Below are 13,001 nucleotides of genomic sequence, written 5' to 3'. Positions count from 1 at the left end.
AACCCCACTCATAACGCCGTCGTCTGGCCGTGCTTTGCGATACCTCGGATCCGTCAGCCGCCAGCAATACCGCCCTGGCAGACGCGCAACAGCACTTCGTTGTCCGAGGTGTTGTCGATGGCGCGGTCGTAGACCCGAACGTCGTCGATCAGACCCTCCCAGTACTGGGACGGGGACCCGTCCACCCGGGCTCGTCCGACCTCCAGGTCGCCACCAGCCGTCCAGCCGCTACCAGTCGGAGAGAAGGCCGTGGTATCGGCCAGCTGCGGTGCCCACGACGTTGCGGTGCTGCACACATACAGGCGCATCTCGCCGACGCCTCGGTCGTAGACGCCGGTCAGGCGCACCGGCTCGTTCGGATTGACGGAGATGTCAGACGTAGCGCGCGTGTTGCCCGAACCGTCGTGTCCGTACATCAAGAACGACCAGCATCCGTCTTCAGCTGTGGCGGGACAGGCCGAGCCGGGCGCGAGGTATCCGAGCTTGAACGCACTACCGGTCTGGCCGGCCTGACTCACTGCCATCTGGTGCCCGTTGCCGACGGCGTCCAGATTCACGACGGCAGTGACCGTGAACGAACCGGCAGTGTTGAGGACCGGTCCGTCGGAGTGCGCCCACTCTGACTGCCCGTCGAAGTCAAGGGCGCTCCCGCTCCATCCGTCCCAGCCAGGCACACGCCACTGTGTCGCTGACGACACGGTCAGGGGGTGCAGTTCCCCCTGGGAGGGATCCTCCAGTTGCGCTGAGTCCTGCGCCACGGTTCCGGTCGCCTCGTCGAACTTCCACCATCCGGTGGCTGACGGCTGATCCACGCTGAACCGATACATAAGAGTGGTCTTCGAACGATTCCCTGCCTTGTCCTCGGACTCGACGTACAGCACGTGCGAGCCGGTGCGCTGGGGGGTGAAACTGATGCTCGCCTGGCCCGACGAAGCGGTCACGAAATCGTCCAGTGCATCGGAATCAAAGGAGTAGTGGAACTTCGCGACATCGTTCGACCCGGCGTCGTCGAAGATGAACGTGCCGCTCTGGTTCGCGCCGCCGCCGAGATCGTCTTGCGGGTACATGGCAGACGTGGCGGTCGGCGTCACCGGGGGTGTGGTGTCAGGGCGCACATAGCACCTCGCCCCCGACCAACCCGACTCCTTCTTCTCATTGTCGCGGGCCTGGGCCGTCCACCAGTACAGCTTCTCGGACTGCAGCTTGCTGGAGGCGACGGTCTTGGAGTGGGTTTCCCCGGAGGCCTGCGCTGTCGTCCAGGCCGAGTTGTAGACCTCACTGCCGCCCGAGCGCACCATCTTGAACTCCATCTGGACCTTCTGCCCATCCGGGTCAGTGCCCTTGGCCTGCATCTTGGGCGTCAGGTCACGGATGTGCAGTGGGCTCGAGGAAGACGTGGCGCACGCCATCGTGTCCTGGGTCTTCATCGTCGAGCGCGACGGCTTGTCCGGAGCTCGGTTGAACACGATCGTCAACTTCGCAGTGTCCGCGTTGTAGCGCTTCCAGTACTCCATCGACGACTCACTGCCGGCCTTCATGCCGAGCGCGACCCATGACTGGTCCCGGCTTGCGGAGGTCTTGGTTCGCGATGTCACGTCCCACACAATCCGCCGCTTGTTGTCGCAGGCCGCCTTGTGCGAGACGGTGCGCGTCTCCTGCAGACCCATCCAGTCCGGCTGGTTGTTCCACGTCACCGTGTTGTCGACATCGTCGATGCCGTACACCTTCACCCCGCGAGCAGTGCAGTCCCACGAGTGCGTCCCGTACACACTGAAGTCGGCGCTCTTGATGTCCGAGCTGTCGAGGTTCCCCAGACGCACGCCGCTAGACCCGTACCGCAGGCTGCTGAACCGCCACAGCAGCCGCTGCTTGTTGTCCTTGTCGCACGACGAGACCCACGAGACGTCGCAGAACCCCAGCCCCTGGTCGTCACCGTTCTTCCAGATGCTCCCAGTCGGCCACCCCGAACGGATCGTCCCCCACCGCGTCGGAGCACTCGCGCCGATGCTCGGGTCGAGATAGATCGGGAACTCCAGCTCCGGGTCGGCGAGCACCGCGGGGTCCGGGCTGACGGTGACGACGTCGTCCTGGACGCTGACGTCAAGCAGCTCGACCCGGTCGCCGGTAGCCGGCGCACCCTCACGGTCGGGGACTTCGTCACTTGCAGTGACACCCGCAGCCTGCTCCGCACCGACCAGAGCGTCGAACGGCTCGAGCTCCGCGGCCGAGGGCTCCTGCGTCGAGGCGCCCTCTCCCGTGCCCACGTCATCCCAGTCGACCGCGCCCGAGGAATCCCACATGACCACCGGGCCGGACTCGAACGCGACCTCGCCGGCGCCGTCACGCACCTCGAAGCCCGCATCGCTCGGCTCGACGCTCAACCCGCTGGACGCCTCCACCGGGAACGAGAGCTCAAGGCCCCCATCCTGCCCCGGGGCCGGTGCCAGCAGCTCGGTGGTCAAGTACTCCAGCGCCGCCGCATCCTGCATCCGCACCACCGGGGTGACGATCGTGCCGTCATCGTTGACCGACACGCTCAACGCCACGCCCGACCCGAGGTCGTACGACACCCGCCCATCGGCGACCTGCGCCGCAGCCGTCACCGGCAGCGAGCCCGAGTACATGCTCACCCGGGACTCCGCGGCACCGATAATCGCCAACGGCAGACCCGATCCCGTCACGCCACCCGGGTTCAGCCACATCGGCTCCACCCCACCGCTGACCGGCAGCATCCCACCCGGAATGCCCTCGACCTCACCGTCCCGAACCGGTGCGGCTGAGACCTGCACGTCGACCGGAGCCCACGCGCCGTCCCCGTCACCGTCCTGCCGGACCGCCCCGGCTGACATCTCCACGACCGTCGAGCCGTCGGGCTGCACGTACGACGTCGACCACTCCGTCAAGGAATCGGCAATGAGAACGTCATCGCCGCACTCGACAGCCATAGCCGTTGCAGCCGCTTCAGTCGGCGCTTCTGCCGCGCACACCGGCACCGAGGTCGCAACCGATCCCCCGTCAGACCTTTCAAGACCAGCCGCGATACCCGGTGTGCCTGCCAGTAAGGCCGCCAAACCGAACGACATACATGTTTTCGGGAGACCTGCTCGCGATGCCACTACCCTGCTCAACCCACCCTGGTTGTTCGGTTATTGTGACCAAACCTTGACTACAGGGTGCGCACAGGCAACTGTCAGGGCTTCATCGTTATAGTTCTGTGATCTTCTTCGTCGACGCCATCAGCCTGCGACACAGCGGCTGACGGGCACGGTCGAAGCGATCGTCCGCCAGCGCGAGGAGGCGTTCAACGTGCTCAGGCGCACAGATCCCCGGGACGACGACGGGGACTGCTGCACGGGTAGGTGACTGCGGTTTGTCTCGTGCCGGGCTCGGTGGAGGCCTGCGACGGACGCGTGCAGTCCGGAACAGACCTCCTGCCCCGGCAGACACGCCGTGATCCCGGTCGGGCCGGTGCGGGGTGATGCGCTTGCCCGCCGCGGAGTAAACGAAGGACGCCTCTTTGTTCCCGACCGTGCTCTCTCGCACCCTCCTTCGTCCTCGCGACATCACGTCCGGACCCGACCACGACACTTCGTGAATGGGCTCCACCTGGAGCAAGTCCGAGCGGAGACACCGAAGAGGTCGGTGCAGATTCCCGGAGCTCGTCGCGCGCACGGGTCGAGCGGCCCGGAGCCGCACATGACGGCCGATGTCATCGGCTGTGTGGCGTTCACCGAGGTCAGACCCGGTTCAGGGGGACCCGGCAACGGTGACAACCGGGCTCACTCGCCCGCACCACGCACCCACGTCGAGCCCGGCGGACCCGTCCCCCACCCGCCCAGATCGCGCAAGATAGGCCAGCAGTTAAGCCAGCAGTGCTCTACCCGGCCAAAGCGAAAGGCCCTCCGACTCAGCGTTTCCGCTGGTCAGGGGGCCTCTCTCGGTGGGCGATACTGGGTTCGAACCAGTGACCTCTTCGGTGTGAACGAAGCGCGCTACCACTGCGCCAATCGCCCGAGTGCGAGGTCGATAGTAGTCACACACCGGCCCCTGAGCCAAACCGGATCGCTGCGGCGTGCCCCACACCCGGCGTCGGCGCCGGGCGCGACGCCGCAGGTCACGGGTCGAGGCGCTCGCGGCACAGATTCTCGAACACGTCCCGCGCCGCCAGCGTCAGCTCACCGGCCGCCACCTCGACGCCGTCCAGCCGGGTCACCGGCTGCACGTTGCGCCCCGAGGACGTCAGCGCCAGGTGCGCCGCGCCGGCGGTCACCTCGTCCAGCACGGAGAACGGCAGCTCGCCCGGGCGCGCCTCGCGGACCGGGAGCCCTGCCTCGGCACCCCATTCCAGGACGAGAGCGCGCGTGATGCCGGCCAGCGCGCCCGAGTCGAGGCGCGGCGTGAGCAGCTCGCCGCCGCGTTCGACGAAGACGTTGGATCCGGTCCCCTCGCACAGGTCTCCCACCGTGTTCGGCAGGATCGACTCGTCGGCGCCCTCGGCCTTGGCGTGGGCGAGCGCCACGACGTTCTCGGCGTACGAGGTGGTCTTGAGCCCGGCGATGGGCGAGCGTTCGTTGCGCGGCCACGGGGAACGGGCCGAGCTGGACTCCGGCGCCATGACGGAGTCCTGAGCCGCGACGACGACGCTCTGCGCCCCGGGCACGCGCATGGAGCCCAGCGGCCCGACGCCGGCGGTGACGGTGATGCGCAGCCGTCCGTCGAAGGGCCCGTCCGCGGCTACCGCGGCCTCCAGGACCGCGGCAGCGCCGTTGCGCACCTTCTCCTCGTCGGGCGCCTCGAGTCCCAGTCCCGTCGCCGAGCGACGGAGCCGGGCCAGGTGCCGCGTGAGCGCGAAGACCTGCCCGTCGAACACGGTGCACGTCTCGAAGACGCCGTCGCCCACGGTGATGCCGTGGTCGACCGCGCTCAGCGCGGCCTCCTCGGGCGCGACGAGTCGACCTTCTGCCCAGATCACCAGACTCATGGGCCTCAGTCTGCCCGACGACGGCGGTAGACCAGGTGCGTGACCTCCGGCGTGTGCCGGGCGGAGACGGCGTCCAGGTCGCGCCGACCGACGCCGTCGAAGATCCGGACGCCGTCGGCGATGCCGAGCACCACCGGGACCAGGTGCAGCCGCAGCTCGTCGATCAGCCCCGCGCGCAGGCAGGCGTTCACCGTCCGCGCCCCACCGGCGATGACGACCGGCCGACCGTCGGCCGCGTCGCGGGCCCGGGACACCGCGTCGTCGAGCCCGGTAGTCACGAAGTGGAACGTCGTCCCGCCGCCCATCGCGAGGGCCGGGCGCTCGTGATGGGTCAGCACGAAGACGGGTGCCCGGTAGGGCGGTTCCTCGCCCCACCAGCCGTGCCACTGGTGGTCCCACGGGCCGGTGTCGGGCGAGAACATGCCGCGACCCATGACGAACGCTCCCCCGTCCAGGATCCCGGCGAGCTCGGCGCGGTGGCCGGCGGCATGGTCGAACATCCACGCGTGCAGCACCTCGCCGGTGCCGACGACGTCGCCGAAGGGGCGATCCCGGGTCGGGTGGGGTCCGGCGGCGAAGCCGTCGAGGGAGACGGTCAGGTCACACGTCACGGTGCTCATGCCGGGTCCGACCGGTGGAACGACCGCTGCTCATCGGTCGGCACCGGATCGGTCGGCACCGGCGCCGTGTCACGTCGACGCGAGACCGATCAACCGCGAGGCCTTGAGCTCGGTCTCGCGCCACTCCGCCTCCGGGTCGGACCCCCACGTGATCCCGGCGCCCGTGCCGAACCGCAGCGTCCCGTCCTGCCACCAGAAGGTGCGGATCCCGACGGCGAGCTCGGCGCGGTCGCCGTCGATCCAGCCCACCGCCCCGCAGTAGGGGCCGCGGCGCGTCGGTTCGAGGCGGTCGATGATCGACAGGGCCGACGACTTCGGCGCCCCGGAGACCGACCCCGGAGGGAACGTCGCCCGCAGCACGCGCCCCCACCGATCCGGCGCCCGCCGAACGTCCGGGGCGAGGGCGCCGCGCACGCGGGAGACCAGGTGCACCAGCCCGGGGTGCTCCTCGACGCCGAGCAGCTCCTCGACGGCCACGGTGCCGGGGGCGCACACCCGCTGCAGGTCGTTGCGCACCAGGTCGGTGATCATGACGTTCTCGGCGCGGTCCTTGGTGGTCAGCCCGTCGGCGGTGCGGGCCGTGCCCTTGATCGGCCCCGACCCGAGCGCGCCGGCGTCGAGCGAGAGGTAGAGCTCGGGCGACGCCGAGACGACCCACACCGGGTCGACGCCGCTGCCGGCGGGCACGTGGATCGCACCGGCGTGGGGCGCGGGGTTGCCCGCCGCCAGCCGCGCCGCCAGGGCCGCGGCGTCCGGCTCGACGCGCGCACCGCCGTCGTCGGTGGCGGGCAAGGGGGCCCCGAGCACCCGGCAGACGTTGACCTGGTAGACCGTCCCGTCGCGCACGTGCTCCCGCACGCGGCGGACGGCGGACTCGTAGCCGGAGCGGTCCATCGTGCTCGTCCAGTCCTCACTACCCGGCCCGCGCCACGCGTCGGGCGACGCCACGCCGCCCGGGTGCGGGCCGGCGTCGGACACCCGCGCGAAGCGCCAGGCGCGCGCCCGTCCCCCCCGGCCGAACGCCTCGAAGTCGACGACGACGAACCACGGCCCGGGCTCCGACAGTCGCTCGGGAGCGCGCTCGACGTCGACGCACTCGACGACGTCGGTGGCCCGGTGGCCTGCGAAGGAGGCCCAGGAGGTCGCTGCACGCACGGGTGCACGCTATGCCAGGCGACGACGACGACGCACCGCGGGAGCGATTGGACCATCCCGCTGCCGTCGACTAGTGTTTCCTTCGCGCCGGAACGCCGGGGAGCGATCCCCCACGTCCGGCTGTGCGGATGTAGCTCAGTTGGTAGAGCACCACCTTGCCAAGGTGGATGTCGCGGGTCCGAGTCCCGTCATCCGCTCGGAGGCCCACTCCCTGTGGCCTCGGAGACGAGGGCACGGGAGAGCACGCTTTCTCATGGTGGGTTGGCCGAGAGGCGAGGCAGCGGCCTGCAAAGCCGTATACACGGGTTCGAATCCCGTACCCACCTCGGGCGATTGGCGCAGCGGTAGCGCGCTTCCCTGACACGGAAGAGGTCACTGGTTCGATCCCAGTATCGCCCACCACCGACAGGCCCGGACAGTCACGTTCGGGCCTGTCGCACGTTCACGGCCCCCGGCGTAGCGTCGGAGCATGTGCCGGAACATCACCACGCTGCGCGGCCTCGAACCGGCCGCCACCCCCGAGGAGATCGCAGCGGCCTCGGCCCAGTTCGTGCGCAAGGTCACCGGGGTCGCCGCGAACGCGGCGCCGGCGTCCCGCGAGCCCTGCGAGGCGGCAGCGGCCGAGATCGCCGACATCGTCACGCGCCTGCTCGACGACCTGCCCGCCCGCCGTCGCCCACCGACCACGGTGCCGCCGTTGCGCCGCCCGGAGGTGCAGGCGCGGATCGCCGAACGGGAGCACGCGGCCACGGCCTGACCCGCACCGGCCGGTCGAGGCGCAGGTCACACCCGGCGGGATTGGACCTGGTCCGGGTCGGTCCAGTAATGTTCCTCAGGCGCCGGACGGCGGAGGAGCACTCCTCGCCCTGTCCGGCCGCGCGGATGTAGCTCAGTTGGTAGAGCACCACCTTGCCAAGGTGGATGTCGCGGGTCCGAGTCCCGTCATCCGCTCCACGGGCGATTGGCGCAGCGGTAGCGCGCTTCCCTGACACGGAAGAGGTCACTGGTTCGATCCCAGTATCGCCCACCACCTCGAAGGCCCCGGACCCAGCGGTCCGGGGCCTTCGTCGTCGATTGGATAGGCTCCTCGGGTGGAAGAGAGCACCGCCAGCCCGCCCGCCGTGTCCGCCACGATGCACCGCGCCAAGACGCGCGCCCGGGCCTCGCACGTCACCGTGGGCCAGGCCCGCCACCACCCGGACGGGTCGGCGGAGATCGACTGCTCCTGCGGGATGGTGCTGACCAACGGGCCGCAGTGGTCGTTGGACGAGCACATCCGGCTGCACCGGGCCGAGGCCCGCTACCTCGCCGTCAGCGAGGTCGCTCCCGCCGGCATGCCGCGCCTCATCCCCGTGGGCGCGGACCGCCGGCCCCGCTGACCGCTACAGCTCGTCCGGGTCGTCCCAGGAATGACCGCTGGACGATCCCTCCCTGGGTGACAGGTCCGTCTGCGACAACGACAGCGGCGCCTTCGTGGCGTCACCGCCCAGTCGGGGGTCTCCGTGCGGGTCCGTGGCCGACCGGCGTCGAGGCGCGATCCGAGCCTGCGACGCGATCGACTCGTCGAGGAGCGCGCGGAGCCGGTTCGCCCCGGGGCCCTCTGTGTCCTTGCTCATAGTCCTTGTGTACCAGCGCACGTGGCGTCGTGCTCCCGCTTGGCACACTATTCTCGCGCCCGGAACCGGGCCGACACCCCGTCGTCACCGCACCGACACGTGACCTCTCCACCGCACCCGACGCGCCCGACCAGGCCGGTCCCGCGCACGCACGACGACGGGACTAGGGTGTCGCCGTGACCGCAGCCGATCCACCCCTCCAGGCGGGTCCTGCCCCCGGTGGCACGAAGGCGCCCCAGCCGCGCCACCGCGAGAGCTGGCCCGGGCGCCGCCCCCTCGTCTGGGCCCCCCGCGCGCACACGGTCGACGTGGTGCTCCCGCAGCCCGACGGCACGGCCGAGCGACGGCCCCTGCGTCTCGTCGGCGCCCAGGAACCCGGCTACTGGCGCGCCGACGCCGATCTCGCCGTCGGCACGGACTACGCCTTCAGCGTCGACGGCGGGTCACCGGTCCCCGACCCCTGCAGCACCCAGCTCCCCCACGGACTGCACGGGCCCGGACGGGTCCTCGACGAGACCTTCCGATGGACCGACGGCGGGTGGCGTGGTGCCGACCTGCGCCGTGGAGCGCTCCTGCACCTCGACATCCCCACGGCCACCGCGGCAGGCACCCTCGATGCCGCCGCAGAGCTGTTGCCGGCCACGGCGGCCCTCGGCGTCGCCGGTGTCGAGCTGTCCCCGCTCGCGGCCTTCGACCCGGACCTCGGGCCGGCCGCCGGCGTGCGACTCTTCGCCGTGCACGAACCGTACGGCGGCCCGGCCGCCCTCCAGCGGTTCGTCGACGCCGCCCACGCCGCCGGGCTCGCCGTCGTCCTCGACCTGCCGCACCGGTGGGCGGTCGCCGACGCCCTGGGCCTGCACGCCTTCGGGCCGTACGCCGTCGGATCCCGGATAGGCCCCCGGCCCGGCTCCCCCTGGGACGCCGACACCCCCCGCATCAACCTCGACGGGTCCGGCAGCCGCGGCCCCCGTGACTTCCTGGTCGCCGACGCCACGCGGTGGTTGACCGAGTTCCACGTCGACGGCCTGCTCCTGGACGTGGAGGTGCTGACCGACCGCTCGGCGGTGCCCTTCCTGGGCGAGCTCGCCGACGCCGTGCAGTCCGTCGGCGCGCACTCCGGGGTTCCGCGCACGCTGCTCACGGACGGCCGCGGGCTGAGCGACCGGCTCACGACGATCATCGGGCACCTGCTCGCCGGCGAGCTCGTCGGCTCGGCCGCTGCCCTGGAACGCCTCGCCGACGAGCTGGACCGGGAGGTCACGCCCGGTGCCGCGGTCCCCGCGGGCCGACGTCTCCGCGGCACACCACGTACCGCCTCGACGGTGGTCGGGGACCTCACCCGGCTGCCCGCGGCCGGGCGGGCCGTGCCGTGGTCCGACCCCGACGGCGAGCTCGTGACGGACACCGCCGCCGACGACCGGGCCGCCCTGCTCGCGTTCGCCGTCATGGCCGGGTCGCCCGTCGTCCTGGACACCGAGCACGTACCGGTCCAGGGTGACCGGCACGGCGACCGGCGCCTGGTCTCCTGGGCGCGGGCACTGCTGACCCTGCGCCCCTCGACCCTGAAGGACCTGGACTCCCCCGTCGATCTCACCGTCGACGGCGACGTGCTGATCGGTCTGCGCGGCGACAGCGCGCTCGTGCTCGCCGTCGGCCCCGAGGACGCCGAGGTGGACCTCACCCGTCACCTTCCCCCGCCGTCGGGCGTGTGGCAGGTGGCCACGTCCTGGGACGTGGACCGCACCCACCTGCTCGCCGGTCGACTGCAGGTGCCCGCACGCGCCGCCGTCGTCCTGCGCCGTGAGGACGCACCCGCCACCGCGGACGGCCCTGGGAAGACCCGATGACGACCACCGACCGGAGCGACGACGTGACCTCTCCCTTCCGCTGGCGGCGCGGACGACTCCTGGACGACGTCGACGCCGGAGCCACGCCCGGGTTCGAGGGCGGCAAGAAGGCCGGGTACGCCGTCCTCGCCGAGCACGGCGCCGAGCTCTCCGAGCTGCAGGAACGCCTCTTCGCCCACGGCCGCACGGGAGGGACGCGCCGCCTCCTGCTGGTGCTGCAGGGCATGGACACCGCCGGCAAGGGCGGCGTCGTGCGGCACGTCGTCGGGATGGTCGACCCGCAGGGTGTGCGGTGCCGAGGATTCGGGCGGCCGACCGCCGAGGAGCGCGACCGCGGGTTCCTGTGGCGGATCCGGCGCGCGCTGCCCGGCCCGGGACTGATCGGCGTCTTCGACCGGTCCCACTACGAGCAGGTGCTCGTGGTGCGGGTCGACGGCCTCGAACCCGAGGCGCAGTGGCGCGCCCACTACGACGAGATCAACGACTTCGAGGCCGAGGTCGCGGCCGCCGGCACGACCATCGTCAAGGTGATGCTCGCCCTGTCCCCCGGCGAACAGCTCGAGAGGCTCACCTCCCGGCTCGACCGGCCCGACAAGCACTGGAAGTACGACCCGGCGGACCTGCACGCCCGCAGGCAGTGGGAGGACTACCAGGCCGCCTACCAGGAGATGCTCGACCGCACCAGCACCGACGTCGCACCCTGGTGGGTGGTGCCCGCCGACCGCAAGTGGTTCGCCCGCCTCGTGGTCGGCGAGATCCTGCTGGGCGCGCTGCGGGAGATGGACCTCGGGTGGCCGCCGGCCGACTTCGACGTCGCCGAGCAGCGCCGGCTCCTGACCGGCGGCTGAGCACCGCCGGCGGTGGTCAGCCGGTCGTGGTGAGACGGCGGCCCTCCGCCGCCAGCGCGCCGAGGCGCGACAGCGCACGGTAGTACTTCTTGCGGTAGCCGCCGCGCAGCATCTCCTCGGTGAACAGGGACCCCGGGGCGGCGCCGTCGACGCCGGCGAGGAGCACCGGGACGTCGCGGTCGTAGAGCCGGTCCACGAGCACCACGAGCCGCAGCGCGACCTCCTGGCGCGTCACGGGCGTGACGTCGGTCAGCCCGACCAGCTCGACGCCGTCGAGCAGCGCCCCGTACCGGCTGGGGTGGACGGTGGCCAGGTGGGCCAGCAGGTCGCAGAAGTCGTCCAGGGCCGCGCCGGGGTGCGTCGCCGCCGCGGCACGCACGGTGGCTGCCGACAGCGGCTCGGTGTCCGTCACGACCGACCGGTGCCGGTAGTCCTCACCGTCGACCCGCAGCACCTCGAAGCGGTCGGCCAGCGCCTGGATCTCGCGCAGGAAGTCCTCGGCGGCGAACCGCCCCTCCCCCAGGGCGTCGGGCAGCGTGTTCGACGTCGCGGCGAGCGCCACGCCACGGTCGGCGAGCTCACGCAGGAGACGGGACATCAGCACCGTGTCACCCGGGTCGTCCAGCTCGAACTCGTCGATGCACACCAGGTGCTTGGCGGCCAGGGCGTCGACGGTGGGCAGGAACCCGAGCGCGCCGACGAGGTTGGTGTACTCGACGAAGGTGCCGTACGCGGCGGCGCCCGGGCCGAGAGCCTCGGTCACCGCGTGGGCCAGGGACGTCAGCAGGTGGGTCTTGCCCACGCCGAACCCGCCGTCCATGTACACCGCCGGCGCGGTCCGACGGCGCGAGAGCAGGGCGCGCAGACCTGTCGGTGCCGGGGTGGCGATCTGCTCGGCGACCTCGCCGAGGCGGGCGAGCGTCGAGGCCTGGCTCGGGTGGTCGGGGTTGGCGCGATAGGTGCTGAACCGCGCGTCGGCGAAGTGGCGCGGGGGCACCAGGTCGGCCAGGAGCCGGTCTGCCGAGACGGCAGGGCGCACCCCCGCCAGCGAGACGGTGGCGGTCGAGTCCGAGGACTGCACGGCGGTCACGGACATCAACCCTACGTGCGCCACGTACGCTGACCGCTGTGAGTTCTGCCACGCCACCGTTGCGACTGCTCCTGCCGCACGTCGAGGACCTGCCCGTCGACGAGGCCGAGGACCGCCTCGCCGCCCTCTACACCGCGGACGCACCCCGGCACGTGCGGGTCAACATGGTCCAGAGCGTCGACGGCGGCGCCTGGGGCGTCGACGGCCGGTCGGGGTCGATCAACGACGCCACGGACTGGCGGGTCTTCCGGGTGCTGCGTGCGCTCGCCGACGTCGTGCTCGTCGGCGCCGGGACGGCTCGCGCCGAGGGGTACGCCGCGCTGGAGCGGCCGCGCGGTCTGGAGCACCTCGCCGCCGCGCCGCTCGAGCTGGCACTGGTCACGAGGACCGGCCGCGTGCCCGACGGGGTGCTGGAGGCGGATCGCACGCCGTGGGTCGTGACGGGCGAGGAGGGCGCCGAGCGTGCGCGGCAGGACGTCGACGCCGAGCACGTCCTGGTGTGCCCGGAGCCGCACGTCGGCGAACCGGGCGGCGTCGACGTCACCGCCGGGATCGACGCGCTGGCCGAGCGCGGACTGGGTCACGTCCTGTGCGAGGGCGGTCCGCACCTCCTGGGAGGGCTGATCGCCGCGCAGGTCCTGGACGACCTCTGCGTCACCACCACGCCGCAGGTCGTCGGCAGCGGGCCGAGCCGGATCGTCGCCGGACCCGCAGGCCCGGCCGGGACGCAGCGTCCCGCGACCCTGGCCCACCTGCTCGCCGGGCCGTCCGGCACGCTGGTGGCGCGGTGGCGCACGACACCCGCAGACCGGTCGCTGCCCCCAGCACTCGCAGAGTAGGTTGC

General features: G+C 71.7%; 11 protein-coding genes and 6 tRNA genes. 10 read left to right on the top strand and 7 right to left on the bottom strand.

Features of this window, described 5'->3' with window-relative positions; all coding sequences use genetic code 11:
* Positions 1-53: 53 nt before the first annotated feature.
* The 5 genes from ACIQLL_RS07635 to ACIQLL_RS07615 form a co-directional block, all read right to left on the bottom strand.
* A complete protein-coding gene (locus tag ACIQLL_RS07635) occupies positions 54-3,083 on the bottom strand; it encodes a LamG-like jellyroll fold domain-containing protein (protein WP_402465056.1) in 3,030 nt (1,009 codons plus the stop codon).
* Between the two features lie 858 nt (positions 3,084-3,941).
* Positions 3,942-4,013, bottom strand: a tRNA-Val gene (locus tag ACIQLL_RS07630).
* A gap of 101 nt (positions 4,014-4,114) precedes the next feature.
* Entirely contained in the window at positions 4,115-4,981 is an 867-nt protein-coding gene (locus tag ACIQLL_RS07625) for an aminotransferase class IV (protein WP_402465053.1), read from the bottom strand.
* Positions 4,982-4,986: 5 nt separating this feature from the next.
* Positions 4,987-5,601 carry a dihydrofolate reductase family protein gene (locus ACIQLL_RS07620; protein WP_402465051.1) on the bottom strand — a complete coding sequence of 205 codons (615 nt, stop codon included), beginning with the start codon at positions 5,599-5,601 and terminating at the stop codon, positions 4,987-4,989.
* 69 nt (positions 5,602-5,670) lie between these two features.
* Positions 5,671-6,756 (bottom strand): chorismate-binding protein, encoded by a 1,086-nt coding sequence (locus ACIQLL_RS07615; protein WP_402465048.1) that lies wholly within the window; start codon positions 6,754-6,756, stop codon positions 5,671-5,673.
* A 124-nt stretch (positions 6,757-6,880) separates the two neighbouring features.
* Between ACIQLL_RS07615 and ACIQLL_RS07610 the strand changes: the two genes are divergently transcribed.
* The 7 genes from ACIQLL_RS07610 to ACIQLL_RS07580 all read left to right on the top strand — a co-directional run bounded on the left by ACIQLL_RS07610 (position 6,881) and on the right by ACIQLL_RS07580 (position 8,135).
* Positions 6,881-6,953 (top strand) — tRNA-Gly (locus ACIQLL_RS07610).
* 58 nt (positions 6,954-7,011) lie between these two features.
* Positions 7,012-7,082 (top strand) — tRNA-Cys (locus tag ACIQLL_RS07605).
* Position 7,083: 1 nt separating this feature from the next.
* A tRNA-Val gene (locus tag ACIQLL_RS07600) sits at positions 7,084-7,158 on the top strand.
* Positions 7,159-7,225: 67 nt separating this feature from the next.
* Positions 7,226-7,513, top strand: coding sequence for a DUF2277 domain-containing protein (locus ACIQLL_RS07595; RefSeq protein ID WP_402465045.1), 288 nt, complete (start codon positions 7,226-7,228; stop codon positions 7,511-7,513).
* 121 nt (positions 7,514-7,634) lie between these two features.
* Positions 7,635-7,710: transfer RNA gene (locus ACIQLL_RS07590), tRNA-Gly, on the top strand.
* Between the two features lies 1 nt (position 7,711).
* Positions 7,712-7,786: transfer RNA gene (locus ACIQLL_RS07585), tRNA-Val, on the top strand.
* 61 nt (positions 7,787-7,847) lie between these two features.
* A complete protein-coding gene (locus ACIQLL_RS07580) occupies positions 7,848-8,135 on the top strand; it encodes a hypothetical protein (protein ID WP_402465042.1) in 288 nt (95 codons plus the stop codon).
* Positions 8,136-8,138: 3 nt separating this feature from the next.
* On the opposite strand, the gene ACIQLL_RS07575 is transcribed toward ACIQLL_RS07580, so the two are convergent.
* The gene (locus ACIQLL_RS07575) at positions 8,139-8,372 is read right to left on the bottom strand and encodes a hypothetical protein (RefSeq protein ID WP_402465039.1); all 234 of its coding nucleotides are present in this window, start codon (positions 8,370-8,372) and stop codon (positions 8,139-8,141) included.
* Positions 8,373-8,548: 176 nt separating this feature from the next.
* On the opposite strand from ACIQLL_RS07575, the gene ACIQLL_RS07570 reads away from it, so the two are divergent.
* Positions 8,549-10,219 carry an alpha-amylase family protein gene (locus ACIQLL_RS07570; RefSeq protein ID WP_402465036.1) on the top strand — a complete coding sequence of 557 codons (1,671 nt, stop codon included), beginning with the start codon at positions 8,549-8,551 and terminating at the stop codon, positions 10,217-10,219.
* Positions 10,216-11,067 (top strand): PPK2 family polyphosphate kinase, encoded by an 852-nt coding sequence (locus ACIQLL_RS07565; RefSeq protein WP_402465033.1) that lies wholly within the window; start codon positions 10,216-10,218, stop codon positions 11,065-11,067. The genes ACIQLL_RS07570 and ACIQLL_RS07565 overlap by 4 nt, the downstream gene beginning before the upstream one ends.
* Before the next feature lie 16 nt (positions 11,068-11,083).
* On the opposite strand, the gene zapE is transcribed toward ACIQLL_RS07565, so the two are convergent.
* On the bottom strand, positions 11,084-12,163 hold the full coding sequence (gene zapE / locus ACIQLL_RS07560; protein WP_402465031.1) for a cell division protein ZapE: 1,080 nt from the start codon (positions 12,161-12,163) through the stop codon (positions 11,084-11,086).
* A gap of 32 nt (positions 12,164-12,195) precedes the next feature.
* Here zapE and ACIQLL_RS07555 point away from each other — a divergent pair, with 32 nt between their 5' ends.
* On the top strand, positions 12,196-12,996 hold the full coding sequence (locus tag ACIQLL_RS07555; protein ID WP_402465028.1) for a dihydrofolate reductase family protein: 801 nt from the start codon (positions 12,196-12,198) through the stop codon (positions 12,994-12,996).
* Positions 12,997-13,001 lie beyond the last annotated feature (5 nt).

The organism is Isoptericola aurantiacus, from assembly GCF_044769875.1.
Classification (GTDB): domain Bacteria; phylum Actinomycetota; class Actinomycetes; order Actinomycetales; family Cellulomonadaceae; genus Isoptericola; species Isoptericola aurantiacus.
This window is presented reverse-complemented; position numbering and strand designations above follow the sequence as displayed.

Coding starts and splice junctions, on each gene's coding strand:
- ACIQLL_RS07635 (WP_402465056.1), bottom strand. CDS start 3,083: ATGTCGTTCGGTTTGGCGGCCTTACTGGCAGGCACACCGGGTATCGCG.
- ACIQLL_RS07565 (WP_402465033.1), top strand. CDS start 10,216: ATGACGACCACCGACCGGAGCGACGACGTGACCTCTCCCTTCCGCTGG.
- ACIQLL_RS07575 (WP_402465039.1), bottom strand. CDS start 8,372: ATGAGCAAGGACACAGAGGGCCCCGGGGCGAACCGGCTCCGCGCGCTC.
- ACIQLL_RS07625 (WP_402465053.1), bottom strand. CDS start 4,981: ATGAGTCTGGTGATCTGGGCAGAAGGTCGACTCGTCGCGCCCGAGGAG.
- ACIQLL_RS07620 (WP_402465051.1), bottom strand. CDS start 5,601: ATGAGCACCGTGACGTGTGACCTGACCGTCTCCCTCGACGGCTTCGCC.
- zapE (WP_402465031.1), bottom strand. CDS start 12,163: ATGTCCGTGACCGCCGTGCAGTCCTCGGACTCGACCGCCACCGTCTCG.
- ACIQLL_RS07595 (WP_402465045.1), top strand. CDS start 7,226: ATGTGCCGGAACATCACCACGCTGCGCGGCCTCGAACCGGCCGCCACC.